Genomic DNA, 20518 nt, shown 5'->3' on the forward strand with positions numbered 1-20518 from the left:
CTACGCTGACTTGCGTAACAGCCCTTGCTTTTTCAGATAGACTAATAATAGCGAAATAGCGGCTGGGGTGATACCAGAAATACGCGATGCTTGACCAATCGTTTGTGGGCGCGCGTCGGTAAGCTTAGCAACCACCTCGTTAGACAAGCCACTTACCTGACTGTAATCAAATTCGGCTGGTAGCAAAGTTTCTTCGTGGCGAAGCTGTTTATTAATCTCGTCTTGTTGGCGCGCTATATACCCAGCATATTTAGTCTGAATTTCCACCTGCTCAAGGGCTGGCCAGTTATCGTGTTCACTGGCTAACCCATCAATGGCCATCAATTCGCGATAGCTCACTTCAGGGCGACGGATCAAATCTTCAAGGCTGGCTTCTCGTGTCAGTGGTGATTTAAGTAATGCGTTGACCTGATCTAAGGCCTCATGATCCTTGTGGATCCAAGTAGAACGAAGACGTTGTGCCTCTTGCTCCATTACTTCTAGCTTGTTATTAAATGCAGCCCAACGCTCATCATTTACCAAACCAAGCTCACGGCCTTTTTCTGTAAGGCGCAAGTCAGCGTTATCCTCACGTAATAGTAAGCGATACTCAGCACGACTGGTAAACATACGATAAGGTTCTTTTGTACCCAGAGTTGCTAGATCGTCAATCAAAACACCTGTATAGGCTTCATCACGACGAGGTGTCCAAGGATCTTCTCCTTTAACTTGCAGCGCAGCGTTCATACCCGCGATTAACCCCTGTGCCCCCGCCTCTTCATAGCCAGTCGTACCATTAATTTGTCCAGCAAAGAAAAGACCATTAATGAATTTAGTCTCAAGAGATTGCTTTAGATCTCTAGGGTCAAAAAAGTCGTATTCAATGGCGTAGCCCGGACGACAAATATGAGCATTTTCAAACCCTTTGATGGAACGGACAATATCTAACTGAATATCAAAAGGTAAGCTGGTGGAAATACCATTAGGATATAGCTCATAAGATGTAAGCCCCTCAGGTTCAACAAAGATCTGGTGCTTTTCTTTATCTGCAAAACGCACGATTTTATCTTCTATTGACGGGCAATATCGCGGTCCGACACCTTCAATAACACCAGCATACATAGGAGAACGATGTAAGTTTTCACGGATCACATCATGGGTTTTCTCATTTGTATAAGTTATATAACAAGGGATCTGCTTAGGATGATCTGATTGTTTGCCCAAAAATGAGAATACTGGTGTAGGCGTATCACCCGGTTGTTCTTGCATAACAGAGAAATCTACAGTACGCGCATCAATACGTGGTGGAGTACCTGTTTTAAGTCTATCTACTCTGAACGGTAATTCACGTAAACGGTGTGCCAGCGCAATTGAAGGTGGATCCCCTGCTCTACCACCTTTGTAGTTTTCAAGGCCAATATGGATCTGGCCACCTAAGAAAGTACCTACTGTTAGCACTACGGATTGTGCGCTAAAGCGCAAACCCATTTGTGTAACCACACCTTTGACTTGATCCTGCTCTACGATCAGATCATCACAGCTTTGTTGGAATACTTTTAAATTAGCTTGGTTTTGCAAAGTATCTTGGATCGCAGCTTTGTACAATGCGCGATCTGCTTGTGCTCTAGTTGCTCTTACGGCTGGACCTTTAGATGAGTTTAGCGTTCTAAACTGGATCCCGCCTTTATCGATCGCTTGTGCCATCGCGCCACCAAGTGCATCGATCTCTTTCACTAAGTGACCTTTGCCGATCCCGCCGATCGCTGGGTTACAAGACATTTGGCCTAAAGTATCCATATTGTGAGTTAACAATAAGGTATTCATACCCATACGTGCAGCTGCCAACGCAGCTTCTGTACCAGCATGACCGCCACCAACCACGATTACGTCAAAATGTTCATGATAAATCATTTACGGGATCCTACTTAAAAACAACCAGCAAATTTCGAAAGGGTGCGTATTCTACCTAGAAAAACGCAGAAGTGAAACGATTAAATATTAGCCAAAGCCAAAAATGGATCTCTTAAAATATATAAGGATCTTTTTAAAGATCTTTATTGATCTTATATTTAGTCAAGGCTAGATCTGTGAATAAGGTTATATTCCTATTGTGATCCATAGACTTAAGTCAGATCATATAGTGTGAATTAGATCGGATCTAAGGGCGGATAAGCTTTGATCAAATAGCCTATTTATTCACAGCCACAAATCCGATTAAATTTATCCAATGGATAAGTAATACTAGATCAGCAGTTAGATCAAAGGTTATCCACATATGGTGTTTCAAAAATAAGAAAATGTGGATAACTTATGAAGAACTGATCTTATTTAGTTATTTGCTACCTGCTCACTAAACTGAGGTAACCAAGCTAGTGCGGTATCTTCAGGTAGTGCTTCATCTAATACATCTATCTTGAGTGTTGGCAAAAGCGCCTGCGCACCTTTTTCAATTAAAAGCTTTTCACTATTGATAGCTGCATAGTTATAGGTGTCATAGCTTGAGTCGCCGATGCCAACAACGGCAAAGCGGACATGACTAAGATCTGCTTGTTCATCAAGCTGAGAGATAAAAGGCAATAAGTTTTCTGGATAATCACCCGCACCGTACGTAGAGGTAACTAGTAGCCATACATTGCTTGCGCATTCAGATAAATCTGGTTGTTCATGTACATTGCATGTTAAAGCGCGGGCATTTAGATCCTCTGCTAATTGTTCTGCAACATATTCAGCCGAACCCATTTGACTACCAATAATGATCTCAATATTACTCATCGTATCTCAATATCTCTCTGTATATGTGGCTCATAATAATGGGGATCAAAAAGAAGTAAAGTGTTACTTCACCCTTGGGATAAAAATAATTAGATGAAATTTCGCTCTTTTGTGGGGTGGTTGTATTAAGTTGTTGATTTAAAGTGTGTAAATAAATTATTCCTGCTGCGTTAATTCTTTAATAATTGTGGATAAGCAGGGTGTAAGTGGGTTATGTGGGGGAGAGGATTTGCCTTTCACAAGCACTTAAAATGAATGGCGTATGGCTAAATGCCGATGTGTGGATAATTGTGCATGAATAAAGATCTTTTTTGATGTGATGATCTTATTTTTTTGGATCTATAAAGTTTGATCTATATAAGAAAATATTCTAAAAGATCTTGTTTTTAGTCATTTTTACGGGCTGAAGAGAGTCGTTTTCTGCGCTGATCCAGTAAAAAAGGTCGTTTTTCTCTGCGATCTTGGTGTTTTATCAATATGAGTTTGTTCATTATGTCCGATATTATTTAGGTGGCAGTGTCGGGTACGTAAAAACTTTCCAGAGTTATTCATTGTTTTGTATGAAATGTGTACATTTGTTCTCACTTTTAAACGAATTTTAGACAGTCTCGCATGTTAGTTAGGAACTAAGATCGCTTCATTGATCAAAGGAGCGATGAAATGAAACCAAAGAACTTAGTTTTACCTAGCTTAATTTGCAGTTTATTGACTGGCTGCAATAACAACAACCATGCACCGGATATTGAAATTGCACAGCCAAATCATAGTGCGGTAGTGACAACGCAGCTGTCATTGACGGCTGTTGTGAGTGATAAAGACAATAATTTAAAGGAAATTAAATGGCGCCAAATCTCAGGACCAGCCCAGGCAACCCTTGAAGTTGATGGCATTAAAGATCAGTCCATAGAGGTCACTTTGCCAGCCAAAGCCGGGGAGTATATATTTGAAGTTGAAGCAAAAGATATATGGCGTTTAAAGGAAAAGTCGCGTTTTGTAATCACAGCACAAAGCCTTGAAGAGGCTGTTTTCCCGCAGTTAGACAAATTACTCAGCGACACGTACAGTGAATCGAAAGAACTGGTTCCCGGGATGCAAGCACTTGTAGATTTTGGTATTGAAGGCCAAGTATGGCGAGGAGCGGTCGGGTATAGGGATAAAGATGATCGAGTCCCTTTATTGATAGATACGCCATTTCGTATTGCAAGCATTTCAAAAACCCTCAGTGCTGGTGTTACTTTTTCCTTAATTGATGAAGGTGTTATTACACTGGACACCACACTTGCTGAGTTAGTCTCAGAAACAGATATGCCAAGCGGTTATCAAGTGGAAGACTTTCATGTTCTAAATGGCGTTAAACGGGGTGGGGCGATCACGGTACGACAGTTGTTGGATCAAAGTAGTGGCATTGAAGACTTTGTTTCTTACCTATCAGACTTGAACGCGCCAGATACACGATCCTTTCAAGCTGCGCTGCTAGGAACTGGAGAAGATATTCCAGCTGTGTGGCATTCTGACTTATTGATTGAAGATCTATTGCGACGAGGTATCACGCAGTCGCTTGGTGATATGCCAGGTGAGCAGCATTTATACGGCAACAGCAATACGGATATTTTAGCTTGGGCGCTTGAGAAATATACAGGAAAAAGCTTTGAGCAATTGCTGTATGAGCGGGTGTACTTGCCGCTAGGTATGAATAATACTTATATGGATCAACATGAACCAGCTCGGGGGGATGATAAAATTGTTGAACATTACTTCAATATCGCTGCCGATTTTGAGGATATTCCACCTGCACTGTATGGAAATCACAATATTGTGGAACTAGGCGTGAATACCTCCTTTGCTTGGGCTGGAGGCGGGATCGTATCCACACTTGATGATCTTAATCTGTATTTTACAGCACTCCACCAGCGTACATTGGTTCAAGATCCTATTTTAAATGAAGCAATTCAATCTCATTGGATGCCTGTAAGATCACAAGAAGGTATATCGGAGTCATATGGACTGGCATTGGCAAAATACCAAATGAATGGCTTTGAAAGTGTTGGTCATTCAGGGTTTTGGGGGGTAAACGCAGCAATGGTAGAACCGCTTGGTATCCGAGTGATCACCGCGAATCACCAAGTCGTGTCAGACAGCTTGTATGATTTTGAATACGGCGCCATCCAATTACTACATAAATTGGGTATTAAAGGTGCAATGCCGCTCGCATCTGGTAAATAATGTGGGAATAGGATACCCGATGCGTGAGCAGCGGGTATCTCATGAGTTATTTACCGATACAGAATGAACTGAAGATTTTGCCTAGTAAGTCATCTGATGTAAATTCACCGGTAATTTCATTCAAGTGTTGCTGAGTTAAGCGCAGTTCTTCGGCTAATATTTCACCAGCAACGTGCATTTCTAATTGTGTTTGGCCTATTTCTAGGTGTTCAGCTGCACGTTCTAGCGCATCGAGGTGACGGCGGCGAGCCATGAACCCACCTTCATTTGCACCGGTAAATCCGATACACGCTTTGAGGTGTTCTCGCAAAGTATCAATGCCAGTATTGGCTTGCGCGCTGAGTCTTAAAACAGGGTAATTTCCCTGTTGGCACAGCCCTTGTTGCTCGCCACAAAGATCGATTTTATTGCGAATGACTGTGATTTCCATGCCTGTTGGCAGCTTTTCCATAAATTCAGGCCAAATTTTTAGCGGATCGGTTTCTTGGGTATCTGTACCATCGACCATAAACAAAACATGATCTGCGCCGCTGATCTCTTCCCAGGCTCGTTCGATACCGATTTGTTCAACTTTGTCAGGGCTATCGCGCAGTCCCGCTGTATCGATAATATGCAGTGGCATGCCATCAATATGAATATGCTCTCTTAAAACATCTCGGGTAGTGCCTGCAATATCTGTCACGATGGCTGCTTCTCGACCAGCAAGCGCATTTAACAAAGAGGACTTACCAGCATTAGGACGGCCAGCAATGACAACACGCATACCCTCACGCATGATACTGCCTTGTTTGGCTTGACGCCGAACCTCAGTTAATTGTGTGATGATCGCTTGTAAATCGCCTGCGACCTTACCATCTGATAAAAAATCAATTTCTTCATCTGGAAAATCAATGGCCGCTTCAACATACATTCGCAAGTGGATAACTTGCTCCACCAGCACATTAATATGTTTTGAGAAATCACCTTGCAACGAATGTAGAGCACTCTTTGCAGCTTGTTCACTGGTAGCATTAATTAGATCGGCAATTGCTTCGGCTTGGGTTAAATCGAGTTTGTCATTCATAAATGCACGCTCAGAAAATTCACCCGGTTTGGCCAATCTGACGCCGTCAATTTGGCTGATCTCTTTGAGCAGCATATCAATGACAACAGGGCCACCATGGCCTTGTAATTCCAACACATCTTCTCCTGTAAAGGAGTTAGGTCCTTGGAAAAACAATGCGATACCTTGATCGAGTTGCTCTCCAGCTAGGGTATTAAATGGTAAATATTCGGCATATCGTGTCTTTGGGCATTTACCCAAGATTTTTTCTGCAACTAACTTCGCTGCTGTGCCTGAAATTCGAATTATCCCTACACCGCCACGACCGGGTGCGGTTGCCTGAGCTGCTATCGTATCTTGTGCAATCATGATGACTCTTGCTAAATGAGTGTGTTCTGAGCTCAATTGTACAGCAATTGGCATTTCTCAGGTATAGTGGAAGGGAATGAATAAAGTGAATTACTCAAGATATAGAGATTAAGGAAGACCCACTTCGTGTTGCTATTTGGCCCATTCCGATTTGACGCTGAAAAGTTGGTTTTGTACAACCAACAAGATCGCTACTCCCTGCGGCCTAAAGTACTGCAGCTGCTAGCTTACTTTTTGGCAAATCCACATCAAGTGATCAAACGGGAGACGCTACTTTCAGACTTATGGCAACATGGAGAATATAGAGAAGCGGCGCTGACACAGAGCATCAATGAATTGCGGCAAGCTCTAGGTGACGACGCACAGCAGCCAACCTATATTCGGACATTGCCGCAACAAGGCTATCAATGGATCTGCGATGTTAAAGCCCAAAAGTGCGCAAGAAAACGGCTAAAGTTAGTGTTGGCCTTATGTGGTGCTGCGGCTATTACGGTCGGTACGTCAATCGTAACCTTGTCATTTATGGAGAAAGTTGAAGTACAAGAGATTCAAAAGTCTGCACTTTTGATTTTGCCGATGCGCAATGAAACCGGCGTGCAAGCCAACGCATGGTGGGGTTATGCACTCGAAAGCGTTCTTAAGGAACATCTACAACACACCCATCAATTACTGCCAAAAAGTCAGACTCCTGAGCTACTGAAGCTGCCAACAGAGGAGCAACCGTCACAGTTAAGGCTGACGCTAAAACCAATGCAACAACGCTTTTTATTGCAGGCTAAGCTCGATAGTCGTCATGCAGAAGTGGTGGTGGAACATTTAGATCAAAACTTTACTGAGATCGCACAGCAATTGCTGTTTATGTTACAAGGTCAAGTGGCGCGTCGAGACGATCACATCGAGCCAAGTCCTGGGTTCGCCGACTATTATCGCGGGCTTCAAGCTTTGAATGAGTTTGGGCCTCAATTAGCTAAACCTTATTTTGAAGCTGCATTGATCTTAGCGCCCCATCATTTACCCTCACAATTGGAGCTGGCTCAAATTGCATGGCATCAAGGTGATATAACACATGCAAGAGCGCGCTTTGCAGCTTTGGACATCACCCATGCATCTACCGTTTTACAAGCGCGTTACTATCTTTATTTAGGGGCATTTCAAAAGGCACTTGGTGAGTTTTCGCAAGCAGAGAAAAATGCCCAGTCTGCGCTCATCATGGCGCAGCATAGCCAGCAAATTGAATTGATAGCCAGTGCTTATCAACTTAAGGCCGACGTTGCTTGGCATTTATTGCAATGGCAGGATTACACGATGGCGATGAATGCAGCCTACGCACTTGTTGGTAGTCGGTCATTTGCATACAGTGAAGCACAGCGCTCATTTTATTTGGCGAATCCGCCAGCTGCAGGTCCACAAGGTAAAAGCCAGCTCAACCTAGCGCAGAGTAAAAAAGTGCTGAGTCATGCTATTGAATATTACCGCCAGAGCAAGGATAAAATTGACTTGGCAAAAAGCTTATTCGCGTATGGTCAAAACTATTTAGTCCCGGTGAGCGAAAGTGAAAAGAGTTTATTGGAGGCACTTCAGATCGTCTCTGATAGCGGTAATCTTCACTTTAGAATGCAAGTGCTTACTTACTTGGGTTTTTACTATATACAGCTACACAAAGGGGAAAAAGCACTCTATTATCTCAATCAGGTTGAAGTAAACGAACAGTTTAACTCAGCTGTCGAGCAGCTTAATTTGCTCAAGGCTATGGCGTTTATGGACATTGGCCTCACCCACAGTGATATGGATGCTATTCAAGCTGCTCAACGGCAATTTAACGTGCTACTGGCTGAGCCAGATACTTCTGTTATGACACGTACAAATGCGACACTATTGTTAGCTTGGACTTGGCTAAAACTTGGTAATTTAGATAAAGCACAAACACTGACTGAACGCGCTCTGGCTGATTACCAGCGCTTTTCAATCAATGAAGCTGCAACTTATGCCGCGTATACTCAGATGTATATACATATTATGCGCGGTCAGCCTGAGCGTGCAATTAGCTTGGTCGATTTAGATAAAAATAAAGACGCGCATTTGATGTTGTTTTACTCATCCATTGCGGCGCATATGACACAAAATAATGCACTTGAAAAAAAGAGCACTGAGATGTTGAGTGTGCTAAAAAACAGTGCACCTTTATTGCAGCAGCTCGACGAATATAAACAACAAGCAGGGCGACGCAATAGCATCAAGCAGATAATGCTCTTGGATGCGCCCTACAGTGTGTATTGTCAAAGTAAATGGGTTCTAGAGTGAGATATGATCCCTTGTAGGCATATGTGCACTTCTATAAATAACTTTTCCTTGAGTGTCGAATACGACCCAGTAAGGCAATTCAGTTATTTGATAATATTCGAATAGCTGATTATATGTATCAAAGACCATATCATGTTGCACGGCAAAGCGTTTTTTATATGCATAGGCACTATGTTCGTCGACATAAAAAGGTTTGATCACGGTTAAAAATTTTTCAGGTCTTTTTTTCGCCAATTGGTTGTTTTGAGCAATGCGTTTTTCACATGCAGGAATATGCTGGAAGGGGCACAAACTGTCGCTAAAAAATAGCACTTGATAGTCTTGTTGCAAACGTGTTTTTAACAGCGGTTTCCCTGACAAGGTTTGCAATGGTGAAGAGCGCTTCGGTTTAGAAGTTGTCTTTGCTGTTGTAGTTAACGGTCTTTTCGATATAACTTGCTCATTCTCCACCAGCACGCTAGTCGGCGTTTTCCTCACTTGAAACCTGTTCATCAAGTGATTGTGTTTATCTATGGTGAGACCTTGATATATTGGGTATGCATCAATAAATAGCTCTACGCTGGCTTTATCTACATTGATGTCTGGTTGTATGAAAATACGTTTTACCTTGGTATTCGGCAGCTGTGTTGTATGCGTATACTCGTCCCATATATTAATGAATACATACTCGACTGTGGTGCTTTGAGCATTATAGGAAAGTAACAAAAACCCCAAGATTATGAGCCTTTTAACTTGTATATACATTAGCGACTCCCTTGTAACTTACTGAGCTTATTTGCAAGTTCATCTGTAAAGAGGGCACTGCGATATAGTTCGTTACCATGTCCGTCTAACAAGATATGTTGTGGCGTACCCAGAACTTGATATTGGCGTGTAATACTGCCATCGCTGTCAAAGACCGTCGGGAATTGATAGTCATGTTTTTTGAGGTAACTGACAACGCCACGCTGAGATTGATTAAAACCAATATTAATGGCAATAACTTGGTAGCCATCGTTTGCTTGTTGATAGCTTTGTTCTAAGAGTGGCATTTCTTCTACACAATATGCACACCAAGTAGCCCAAAACTTGAGATATGTCACTTTCGCTTTGCTTGAAACTTGCTGAGCATCCAGCGTTGTAGCATTGAGCGGAGGATAGGGAGCTGTGGCTGAAAATACTTGTGTTGTGAATAACATTAATAACGGGAGGAGGGGTTTCATCATAATTTCCTTTTTTGAGATGTTAGAGCCAGCTTTTACCTGCTTGAATTAAAAAGTACTGCGCCATCGCCACTAAGGTGAGCGCTGTGAAGTTACTGATATATGAGAGCCACTTTCCCGACTTTGGCAGTTTAGAGAGCAGTCTTGTGCTTGTTCCTGCCAGCAGAAGTAACGCACTCATGCCCAGCGCAAAACTAAATAGTAAAATAGCGCCAAGCAGCGGGTGTTGGTTGGATGCGACAAGTATAAGCAATGCGCCTAATACAGGTGAGGTGCAAGGGGCGGCAACCAGTGCGCTAGCCATACCCGCCATAAATGGCATCGTGCTACGCTGTTGCCGTTGATTTGGTAGTGCCGGCAAAGAAACAATTCCCAGATTTATGGCAGCAAAATAGAGCAAAATATTGGCAAATATCAGTAGTATCCAGGGGTTACTGGCGACTTGGCCAAATAGATTGCCGGTCAACGCTGCTGCTAAGCCGAGCCCTGCATAAATGAGCGCAAAACCCAGGCAATATAGTAGAGGCGCAATGCGTGTGTATTTTCTTTGCGCAAATGTTGCAATGGTTATAGGTAAAATAGGGTAAACACAGGGCGTTAAGCTGGTTAGCAGCCCGACCAAAAACACTGTGGGAATTAGCCAGCCATTTAGATCTAAACTGTTCAAGGTCCCAATAATTTGTTGCTCCATTTCGTTATTCTCATCTTGTTTTGAGTGTGTATCAGCATGCACATTAGCGTTAAATCGACCTATCAAAGCGTCATCAAATCAATATAAAAAATTATCAAATGTCTGTTTTGTAATGTTTTATTTTTCTCATTGGAAATTGATTTTATAGGTGAGCTGAACAAGCTTTGTTTGCAACAAAGCAGCGATGGCACTACCTAATGAAAGATCTAAATTCAGCAGCAGGGCACACTGGTGTCTGGCAAAAAATACGTTTGTGGTTGGAGTGGGATAACTTTTAGGGCGCTAAAATTGAGTCCTGTTTGAATGACATATAAAGCAGATAACTGCCTTTCATTCAGTGAGTTGATTATGCTTTTTAGAACTGTGAAGCAAAGTGTTTCGGGTTTTTGGATAGGTTGTATGTACAAGCTATATAACAAAAACGCCCGCAAAAGCGGGCGTTTTTAAAAATGAGCATTCGCATTAATCGCGTACTTTAATGCCCTTTTTCTCCATACCACGGTAGATGATAAGCATCTGTGCGATTGAGATTAAGTTAGAGACTAGCCAATAAAGTACCAGACCTGATGGGAACCAAATAAAGAAGACAGAGAATACAACAGGCATATATGTCATCATTTTTTGTTGCATAGGATCTGTGATAGTCATTGGTTGTAGCTTTTGCGTTAGGAACATACTTGCACCAAATAGAATTGGAAGTACGTAGTATGGGTCCATTGCAGAGAGGTCTGTTAGCCATAAGCCAAACTCAGCGTGACGTAACTCTGTTGATTCTAGGAATACATAGAAAAGCGCTAAGAAGATAGGCATCTGTAATAACAGTGGGAAACAGCCACCCATAGGGTTTACTTTTTCCTTGCGGTACATTTCCATCATGGCTTGACCAAACTTCTGGCGGTCATCACCGTAACGCTCTTTTAGCTGCTGCATCTTAGGCTGTAGTGCACGCATTTTTGCCATAGAGGTATATTGCGCTTTTGTCAGCGGGTAAAGGAATGTTTTCACGATCACCGTGATACCTATGATAGCCAGACCCCAGTTGCCTAAAATGCCGTAAAGGAATTTTAGTAGTACTAGAAGCGGTTGAGAGATGAAGAACAACCAGCCATAGTCAACTGTCAGGTCCAAATCTTCATGAATAGCTTCAAGTGCATCGGTATCTTTCGGGCCCATATAATAGATAGCAGAAAGCTTGGCTTCGGAATTGGCCTGAATGTTTACCGGCTCGCCCTTTGCACCAATGATACCTTGATTATTTCTAAGAGAGGTGTAAATGGTGTTGTTGACATCCTGTTGTGGTACCCACGCACTAACAAAGTAATGCTGGATAAACGATACATAGCCACCTAACGTATTTTCGTTCAGATTAGCTTTAGCCATATCATCGAAAGAATACTTTTCATAAGGCTCATCTTGTGTGCCATATGCTGTGCCTAAGAACGTTTGGTCAACCATGCTGTCTTTGTCTTGTGCTGTACGCTTGATTTGCGTGTACAGCTGAACTTGGACTGGGTTGTCCGTTGCGTTTACAACATCGTATTCCATAGAGACATCATATTGGCCTGCTTTGAATACAAATGTTTTAGTAAACTGGACGCCCTTGCTGTCGACAAATGTTAAAGGTACGCGCAATTCATCACCTGATAAAGTGTAATTACTTTGTTCAGTTTGATAAACAGGGCGACCTTCACTTGATGCGTCAGGGCCATTTAGACCAATTAACCCGCTTTGTGAAAGATATTGCTTCCCTTCAAATTCACCAAGTAGTAAGTAAGGTATATCGCTACCATGCGTGTCAGCGTGTTGAAGTAATTTGGCTTCAACAATATCACCACCTTTAGTGTCGATTTTAACGGCAAGCACATCAGTCGTTACTGTGATCACAGAACGAACCGCTTGAGTTTGTGCAACCGGTACATCCGCTTCACTAGAAGCTGGAATATCCGCTTGATCGGTATTTGAAGGTGAAGTGGCCACTTGTGTGACAGCACTGGTCTCGGCTTTGCTCTGAGCTTGCTCTTCTTGCCATTCGCTGAATAGCAAAAAAGATACTAAAAGCAATCCGATCAATAAAAACGTGCGTTGCGATTCCATAACAGCTCTTATTTCTCGTGTTGTTTATCTTGATTCGATTTCTCAGGGACGGGGTCATCCCCACCTGCGCTTAAAGGGTGACATTTTAATATGCGTTTAACCGCTAACCAACTCCCTTTTGCAATTCCGTGTAAATTAATTGCCTGAATTGCATAACTTGAGCATGTTGGATTAAACCGGCAATGCGGTCCAAGCATTGGACTGATAAATTTTTGATAGGCTTTGATAAGCGTTATCAAAAACAGACGTATTACCGAAAGCGGATAATCCACCAATCGTTTCCACTCGCTTTTTGTCTTTGAGGCGTGTTTCATAGTCGCGAGGTAGACTCGATAATTGAGTGATTAAAAGGTGAGCTAACCTTACCCTAATTCGCTTAAAATAGCCATGTTAGGACAGTTATAGAAGTATAAAAGCGCTGTTATTTTTTAGGCTTTTTATTGGTTGGACGTTTTTTATGATGTTTGGGTTTTGGTGCGCCTGGTTTACAACGTTCGTTCACTTTGCGCCAAAGTTTGTTAAGTTGTTTCGTCAACTCTTCATTGGATTGTTCGTCTACACCCGTTTTGACCATTAACACAATATCGATGTTATCTAGTTTATGGCGGTTAAGACGAAAGCTTTCACGTGCTAGGCGTTTAATGCGGTTGCGTTGACATGCTTTTTTACAGCGTTTTTTAGCAACGGTTAATCCAAGACGTGGATGACCAACATCATTCGGTTTTGCCAAGAGAGTAAAAACAGGAGTCGCTGCGCGAGCAGGTTCTTGAAATATTCGAGAGTAATGCGAGGGAGTTAACAGACGTAACTCCCTGCTGAAGCCTAAACCTTCCACTTATATTAAGCAGATAGTTCTTTACGGCCTTTAGCACGACGACGTGCTAGTACTTTACGGCCATTTTTAGTAGCCATGCGAGCACGGAAACCGTGAGTACGCTTGCGTTTAAGTACGCTTGGTTGAAAAGTTCTTTTCATAACTAATCCATCCGATCGGTTAAAGTTAAAACATCCTATGCAGGTCGCGATCCTGGCACAGGTGCCATTGCGAGCGCGAGATATTAAAGCCGACGCGCGTGAAAGTCAATCATAATTGTGTTGTTAGGCTTATTTTATAGGCAATCTGGATGAAAAAGAACAGAAATGAAAGGTTTTATACCTTAATAAGGTATATGTAGAGGTTGTGCTTTACCTTTATACCAACTGCTTTTTTATAGCTATATATAAGAAGGATCATTTATTGGGATCTATCTATATAAGATCCAGATCTAAGTTGTGGATCAAGTTAATTGATCTTTGAAGGGTTTTCCACAGCGCTTGGGTGAAAATTGCCAACAACCTTTGGAAAACTCAAATTGATCTTAATTTTATGGTGAGATCTTGCTCTTTTTTTGATAAGATCTTTGGAAATTAATAAAATTAAAATGTCTTATAAAACATTGGGTTGTGTTTTTTGTTTGGTGAGATCTTAATTTTTTAAAAAGTCAATATTGATGTTGTGGATAAGAACACTTCATAATATCCGGCTTCCACCTGTGAATAATTGATAATATACAAACATTTCCGTAGATCTCTGAGTTAGCTGTGAATAACTCTGTTGGTTATTTTGTGAATGAATGCAAAAAGCCGACATTAAAGATGTACGGGAATAATAACTAGTTCGGAGTGCAATGTGTATCTGTCGGTTTGGCAAAGTTGTTTATATGTTTTGCAAGATGAGCTGCCATCGCAGCAGTTCAATATGTGGGTTAGGCCACTACAAGCAGAAAGTACCGAAGATACTTTAACCATCTATGCACCTAATCGATTTGTGTTGGATTGGGTTCGAGAAAAGTACTTAAATAGAATAAATGAGCTCCTGATTGAGATCTGTGGAGATGAAGCGCCGGAATTGCGCTTCGATGTTGGCAGCAAGCCAATGGCGCAGGTACAACCTCAAGTAACAGCGGATACTTCTGGTGGCGAAACACAAGCGCCAAGCGCGGCACAGGTGTCGTCAAAAAGCACGGCACATATGCCTGTTAACGAAGTGAAAGTTGAGCCGGCTCCGAAATCTAGCGTTAAATCAAATATCAAAGAAAATTATACTTTTGATAATTTTGTCGAAGGTAAGTCTAATCAACTTGCAAAAGCTGCTGCGACGCAAGTTGCAGACAATCCAGGTTCGGCGTTTAACCCTGTATTTATATACGGCGGTACTGGCTTGGGTAAAACGCATTTATTGCACGCTGTTGGCAACGGTATTATTGATAAAAAACCAGATGCCAAAATTGTATATATGCATTCAGAGCGTTTTGTACAAGATATGGTTAAAGCGCTGCAAAACAATGCGATCGAAGACTTTAAACGTTACTACCGCAGTGTTGATGCATTGATGATTGATGATATTCAATTCTTTGCTAACAAAGAGCGCTCACAAGAAGAGTTTTTTCACACCTTTAATGCGCTGTTAGAAGGTAATCAGCAAATTATCCTGACATCAGATCGCTATCCTAAAGAAATTGAAGGTGTTGAAGATAGACTAAAATCCCGGTTTGGCTGGGGCCTAACAATTGCGATTGAACCACCTGAACTTGAAACTCGGGTGGCTATTTTGATGAAAAAGGCTCAGCAAAGTAACATCAACTTACCACACGAAGTGGCATTTTTTATCGCCAAAAAACTACGTTCAAATGTTCGAGAGTTGGAAGGGGCCTTAAACCGCGTTATCGCAAATGCCAACTTTACCGGTCGACCAATTTCAATTGAGTTTGTTAAAGAGGCGCTCAGAGACTTATTGGCGCTTCAAGACAAGCTGGTTACGATAGATAATATTCAAAGAACAGTGGCTGAGTATTATCGTATTCGCGTATCTGATTTGCTTTCCAAGCGACGCAGTCGATCTGTTGCACGACCAAGACAAGTAGCCATGGCTCTGTCCAAAGAATTAACCAACCATAGCTTGCCAGAAATTGGCGATGCGTTTGGTGGCAGAGATCATACAACGGTGTTGCATGCCTGTCGTAAAGTAAAAGAGCTTCGTGAAGAGAGCCACGAAGTAAAAGAAGATTATCAAAACTTGATCAGAACATTGTCATCTTAAGGGTTAAGTGATGCAAATAACGATAGTAAGAGAACAGTTTTTAAAGCCGTTAATGCAAGTGTCTGGCGCAATTGAGCGCAAGCACACACTACCTATTCTGTCTAATGTGCTTTTAGAAGTGAAAAATGGTGTGCTGTCTATGACGGGCACCGATCTTGAAATTGAATTAGTCGCGTCTGTCACGCTAGATAATGACACTGCGGATACGAAGTTAACATTGCCTGCGAAAAAGCTTTTAGATATTTGTAAAAGTTTACCAGATAACTCAGATCTAAACTTTAGCTCTCAGGAGCATCAGGTATTGTTAACCAGTGGAAAGAGTCGCTTTTCTTTAACCACCTTAGCAGCAGAAGACTTTCCAAACTTGGAAGAATGGCAAGGTGAAGTGGAATTTAAGCTGACACGCTTGGAGCTACGTAAGTTACTTGAAGCTACTCACTTCTCTATGGCTAATCAAGATGTTCGCTACTATTTGAACGGTATGTCATTTGAAGTGGACGGTAATGAAATAAAGACCGTTGCTACTGACGGGCACCGCCTTGCTATTGCACAGAAGCAACTTGAGCAATCTTTGGGTTCACAAAGGCAGTTGATCATCCCTCGTAAAGGGGTGTTAGAAATAATGCGTTTGCTGCCAGCAGATGACGAAGAGTTGACTATACAATTTGGTGCAAACCACTTTCGTATTATTGATCAAGAAGTTATTTTTACTAGTAAGCTGGTCGATGGTCGCTTTCCTGACTATCGTCGAGTGCTACCACGCGGTGGTGATAAATTGGTTATTGCTAACCGAGAATGGCTGCGTAGTGCGTTTCAACGTGTTTCCATCTTATCCAACGAGAAGTTCAGAGGGGTTAGACTTAACCTCAGCAGTGGTGTATTGAAGATAAGTGCAAACAACCCTGAGCAAGAACAAGCAGAAGAAACGGTAGAAGTAAACTATCAAGGCGAAGACTTGGAAGTTGGTTTTAACGTTTCATATCTGTTAGACGTATTGAATACTTTGAAAACAGAGGATGTTCAGTTTACGTTGGCAGACTCGAACAGCAGTGCCTTAATTGAAGGCAGTGGTGAGGATGATGCGATGTACGTAGTAATGCCAATGCGCCTATAGAAGGGCGCTTATGAGTTTGACACATTTTAGCCTCAATGATTTCCGTAACATTGAGGCGATTTCTATTTCCCCTTCAAAAGATCTAAATTTAATACTGGGCCAAAACGGCAGTGGCAAAACTAGTCTGTTGGAAGCCATTTATTTTTTGTCTAGCGGCCGCTCTTTTCGTACCAACAAGCACAAATTAATGATCCGCAATAGCCAAGAAAAATGTATTGTTCATGGTAAAAAACAATTACATAACTTGTCTATACCAATCGGTATTAGCAAAGATCAAAGTGGTGATACTCAGCTTCGTATTCAAGGTCAAGCCAGTAGACGAATAGCTGAATTAGCGCAAATTCTACCGGTGCAAGTAATCACACCTGAAAGCTATGAGTTGTTTTTTGGCGGACCAAAAGAGCGAAGGAAGTTTTTAGATTTGGGTGTGTTCCACGTGGAACATTTGTTTTTTGATGTATGGAAAAGCTTTAATAAAGTACTCAAGCAGAGAAATGCTTTGCTAAAAAGTAAGCCTGTAAATTGCGTAGAACAAATTAAGTTTTGGGACAAGCAGTTTGTTGAGATGGCTGAACAAATAAATATCTATCGAAAAACGTATATAAGTAGGTTTGAAGGCTATTTTTTTGATAAGATAGGGGGGATTAGCCCTGTGTTTGAAGGCCTTGAAGCTCGTTACGATGCGGGTTGGAAAGGGGAACTGGCAGAAGTACTTCAATCACAGCTTGAGCGAGATTTAAAACTTGGTTATACAAGCCGAGGCCCACATAAAGCGGACTTTAATTTTAAAGTACATGGTCACAATGTTGAAGGGATCATGTCCAGAGGCCAACTCAAGCTGTTACTTTATGCGCTCAAGATTACACAGAATAATTTAATTGAACAAGAGACTGAAAAACAGTCGATATTGCTAATCGATGATTTACCATCTGAACTGAGCTCTGAAACATTGGAGTGTGTTGCTAAGCTACTTGCAAGTTGCAACTCTCAGCTATTTATTTCAGCAATCAGTTCAGACAGTTTAACGCCTGTTGTGGAACGGCTCGATAAAGATATTGAGATGTTCCACGTGGAACATGGTCGTTTAATAACAAATTAATTGGAATTAACCATGTCTGATAATTATGATTCATCCAGTATTAAAGTACTGAAGGGATTGGACGCTGTAAGAAAGCGTCCAGGAATGTATATCGGCGACACTGATGATGGAACTGGATTACATCACATGGTCTTCGAAGTTGTTGATAACTCAATCGATGAAGCTTTAGCTGGGTATTGTGACGACATCTTCGTTACTATTCATACTGATGGCTCTGTTTCTGTACGAGACAATGGTCGCGGAATACCAACTTCAATTCACCCTGAAGAAGGCGTATCAGCTGCTGAAGTTATCATGACTGTACTACATGCTGGTGGTAAGTTTGATGATAACTCATATAAAGTATCTGGTGGTTTGCACGGGGTAGGTGTTTCTGTTGTTAATGCACTTTCTGAAAAACTACAATTAACTATCCGCCGTGATGGCCAAGTGCATCAACAAAAGTACACAATGGGTGTACCAGATGCTCCTTTGGCTGTGATTGGTGAAGCTGAGTCGACAGGAACTGAACTGAGGTTTTGGCCAAGCCCGGAAACATTCTCAGATATTAACTTCCATTATGACATTCTTGCAAAACGTCTTCGCGAGTTATCATTCTTAAACTCTGGTGTCAGTATCATTCTGACGGACGAGCGTGAAGAAAATAAACAGGACCACTTTAAATATGAAGGTGGTATCCAAGCTTTTGTTGAATACCTTAACCGCAAAAAAACGCCAGTACATCAGAGTGTTTTTCACTTCACAACTGAGCGTGAAGATGGCATTAGTGTTGAAGTTTCAATGCAATGGAATGATGGTTTCCAAGAAAATATCTACTGCTTTACCAACAATATTCCACAAAGGGATGGTGGTACACACTTAGCTGGTTTCCGTGCAGCGTTAACGAGAACGTTAAACACCTATATGGAAAAAGAAGGCTTCAACAAGAAGAATAAAACCAGCGCAACAGGTGATGATGCTCGTGAAGGCCTGACAGCGGTTGTAAGTGTTAAAGTACCTGATCCTAAGTTCTCTTCTCAGACTAAAGATAAGTTGGTTTCAAGTGAAGTCAAAGGCGCTGTTGAGCAAGCTATGGCTGAAAAGCTTAATGAATTCTTACTTGAAAATCCACAGGACGCAAAAACGGTTGTTAATAAGATTGTTGATGCGGCGAGAGCCCGAGAAGCAGCGCGTAAAGCCAGAGAAATGACACGCCGTAAAGGGGTGATGGATTTGGCTGGTTTACCAGGTAAGTTGGCGGACTGCCAAGAAAAAGATCCTGCGTTATCTGAACTATATATAGTGGAGGGTGACTCGGCAGGTGGTTCTGCTAAGCAAGGTCGAAACCGTAAAAACCAAGCTATCCTGCCACTGAAAGGTAAGATCCTTAACGTTGAAAAAGCTCGCTTTGATAAAATGCTCTCTTCACAAGAGGTTGCGACGCTTATCACAGCTCTAGGTTGTGGCATTGGTCGTGATGAATATGACCCAGAAAAGCTACGCTATCACAGTATTATTATCATGACCGATGCGGATGTCGATGGGTCACACATCCGTACACTATTGCTGACTTTCTTCTATCGTCAAATGCCTGAAATCATTGAGCGCGGTTATGTATACATTGCACAGCCACCGCTTTATAAAGTTAAAAAAGGCAAACAAGAGCGTTATATTAAAGACGATCATGCTTTGACAGAGTACTTAACAACGTTAGCACTAGATGGCGCTGCGCTATATTCAAATGAAGGCGCTGCTGCAATTGAAGGTAATCGTTTAGAAAACCTAGTACACGACTATCAAAAGACTGTTGATGTAATAGGCAGACTACAGCGTAAATATCCGGCTGAAATTATGAACCGTTTAGTCTATCAACCTGAATTGGCAGAAGCTGAGTTAAGTGACGAATCAAAAGTAACAGCATGGAGTGAAGCACTGGTTGCTGACCTTATCAAGCATGACGATGATGCTACTATATTCTCTGCATCTGTAAGCTATGATGATGAGCGCCACATGTATTATCCGGTTGTAAATATTCGCCAGCATGGTGTAGATAAAGCGCATACCCTAAGTTATGACTTCATCACCTCAAAAGATTACGCTCGCATTGCCAACACTGGTAAGCAAATTGCGCATATTGTTGAAGAGGGTGGTTATATTCAACGCGGTGAGAAGACACAGCCAATTAGCAGTTTTGTAGAGGGACTGGACTGGTTGATCAATGAGTCAAAACGCGGCTTGTATACACAACGTTATAAAGGGTTGGGTGAGATGAACCCAGATCAGTTGTGGGAGACAACCATGGACCCAGATGCACGTCGTATGCTTCGCGTAACCATCGAAGATGCGATTGCTGCGGACCAACTGTTCGCAACCTTAATGGGTGATCAAGTTGAGCCGCGTCGTGACTTTATTGAGCAGAATGCACTGAGAGTAGTAAACCTAGACGTTTAAAACTGAATCTAAGCCGATGTTCAAAAAAGGAGGGGAAACCCTCCTTTTTTTCGTTTTAACGCTTAATTCTGTGCACTGCACACGGTATACTGAGCATAATTTTCAATCATTAAAACTCATTCT

At 41.9% G+C, this 20518-nt stretch carries 16 protein-coding genes; 6 read left to right on the plus strand and 10 right to left on the minus strand.

Annotation, left to right across the window (positions count from 1 at the left end; all coding sequences use genetic code 11):
• Together mnmG and mioC are read right to left on the minus strand one after the other, a co-directional pair.
• Positions 1 to 1890, minus strand: a complete 1890-nt coding sequence (gene mnmG, locus MHN81_RS24350) for a tRNA uridine-5-carboxymethylaminomethyl(34) synthesis enzyme MnmG (RefSeq protein WP_023400945.1) — start codon at positions 1888 to 1890, stop codon at positions 1 to 3.
• Between the two features lie 417 nt (positions 1891 to 2307).
• A complete protein-coding gene (gene mioC / locus MHN81_RS24355; protein WP_023400946.1) occupies positions 2308 to 2751 on the minus strand; it encodes an FMN-binding protein MioC in 444 nt (147 codons plus the stop codon).
• A gap of 660 nt (positions 2752 to 3411) precedes the next feature.
• Between mioC and MHN81_RS24360 the strand changes: the two genes are divergently transcribed.
• Positions 3412 to 4974 carry a serine hydrolase domain-containing protein gene (locus MHN81_RS24360; protein WP_239426989.1) on the plus strand — a complete coding sequence of 521 codons (1563 nt, stop codon included), beginning with the start codon at positions 3412 to 3414 and terminating at the stop codon, positions 4972 to 4974.
• A gap of 46 nt (positions 4975 to 5020) precedes the next feature.
• On the opposite strand, the gene mnmE is transcribed toward MHN81_RS24360, so the two are convergent.
• Positions 5021 to 6385: a tRNA uridine-5-carboxymethylaminomethyl(34) synthesis GTPase MnmE gene (mnmE, locus tag MHN81_RS24365; protein WP_023400948.1), complete on the minus strand. Its 1365-nt coding sequence runs from the start codon at positions 6383 to 6385 to the stop codon at positions 5021 to 5023.
• 126 nt (positions 6386 to 6511) lie between these two features.
• On the opposite strand from mnmE, the gene MHN81_RS24370 reads away from it, so the two are divergent.
• On the plus strand, positions 6512 to 8686 hold the full coding sequence (locus MHN81_RS24370; RefSeq protein WP_239426990.1) for a winged helix-turn-helix domain-containing protein: 2175 nt from the start codon (positions 6512 to 6514) through the stop codon (positions 8684 to 8686).
• Here the strand turns inward: MHN81_RS24370 and MHN81_RS24375 are convergent.
• From MHN81_RS24375 to rpmH, 7 genes are all read right to left on the minus strand, one after another.
• Positions 8678 to 9430 (minus strand): hypothetical protein, encoded by a 753-nt coding sequence (locus MHN81_RS24375; RefSeq protein ID WP_239426991.1) that lies wholly within the window; start codon positions 9428 to 9430, stop codon positions 8678 to 8680. The genes MHN81_RS24370 and MHN81_RS24375 overlap by 9 nt on opposite strands.
• Positions 9430 to 9891 (minus strand): TlpA disulfide reductase family protein, encoded by a 462-nt coding sequence (locus MHN81_RS24380; RefSeq protein ID WP_239426992.1) that lies wholly within the window; start codon positions 9889 to 9891, stop codon positions 9430 to 9432. Before MHN81_RS24380 ends, MHN81_RS24375 begins: the two co-directional genes overlap by 1 nt.
• A 19-nt stretch (positions 9892 to 9910) precedes the next feature.
• Entirely contained in the window at positions 9911 to 10579 is a 669-nt protein-coding gene (locus tag MHN81_RS24385; protein WP_239426993.1) for a cytochrome c biogenesis protein CcdA, read from the minus strand.
• A 462-nt stretch (positions 10580 to 11041) separates the two neighbouring features.
• Positions 11042 to 12673, minus strand: coding sequence for a membrane protein insertase YidC (gene yidC, locus MHN81_RS24390; RefSeq protein WP_239426994.1), 1632 nt, complete (start codon positions 12671 to 12673; stop codon positions 11042 to 11044).
• Positions 12674 to 12681: 8 nt separating this feature from the next.
• Positions 12682 to 12987 carry a membrane protein insertion efficiency factor YidD gene (gene yidD, locus MHN81_RS24395; RefSeq protein ID WP_023400954.1) on the minus strand — a complete coding sequence of 102 codons (306 nt, stop codon included), beginning with the start codon at positions 12985 to 12987 and terminating at the stop codon, positions 12682 to 12684.
• Positions 12988 to 13094: 107 nt separating this feature from the next.
• Positions 13095 to 13508 carry a ribonuclease P protein component gene (rnpA, locus tag MHN81_RS24400; protein WP_211013374.1) on the minus strand — a complete coding sequence of 138 codons (414 nt, stop codon included), beginning with the start codon at positions 13506 to 13508 and terminating at the stop codon, positions 13095 to 13097.
• Between the two features lie 5 nt (positions 13509 to 13513).
• Positions 13514 to 13648, minus strand: a complete 135-nt coding sequence (gene rpmH, locus MHN81_RS24405) for a 50S ribosomal protein L34 (RefSeq protein ID WP_005492430.1) — start codon at positions 13646 to 13648, stop codon at positions 13514 to 13516.
• 694 nt (positions 13649 to 14342) lie between these two features.
• Here rpmH and dnaA point away from each other — a divergent pair.
• Genes dnaA through gyrB form a run of 4 tightly spaced genes read left to right on the plus strand, consistent with a single transcriptional unit; the run spans position 14343 to position 20395 of the window.
• Positions 14343 to 15752 (plus strand): chromosomal replication initiator protein DnaA, encoded by a 1410-nt coding sequence (dnaA, locus tag MHN81_RS24410; protein WP_023400956.1) that lies wholly within the window; start codon positions 14343 to 14345, stop codon positions 15750 to 15752.
• 10 nt (positions 15753 to 15762) lie between these two features.
• A complete protein-coding gene (gene dnaN, locus MHN81_RS24415; RefSeq protein WP_023400957.1) occupies positions 15763 to 16866 on the plus strand; it encodes a DNA polymerase III subunit beta in 1104 nt (367 codons plus the stop codon).
• Between the two features lie 10 nt (positions 16867 to 16876).
• The gene (recF, locus tag MHN81_RS24420) at positions 16877 to 17965 is read left to right on the plus strand and encodes a DNA replication/repair protein RecF (RefSeq protein ID WP_239426995.1); all 1089 of its coding nucleotides are present in this window, start codon (positions 16877 to 16879) and stop codon (positions 17963 to 17965) included.
• A gap of 12 nt (positions 17966 to 17977) precedes the next feature.
• On the plus strand, positions 17978 to 20395 hold the full coding sequence (gene gyrB, locus MHN81_RS24425; RefSeq protein WP_239426996.1) for a DNA topoisomerase (ATP-hydrolyzing) subunit B: 2418 nt from the start codon (positions 17978 to 17980) through the stop codon (positions 20393 to 20395).
• Positions 20396 to 20518: the final 123 nt, after the last annotated feature.

Source organism: Pseudoalteromonas sp. Of7M-16 (genome assembly GCF_022347805.1).
GTDB classification, from domain to species: Bacteria; Pseudomonadota; Gammaproteobacteria; order Enterobacterales; family Alteromonadaceae; genus Pseudoalteromonas; species Pseudoalteromonas luteoviolacea_F.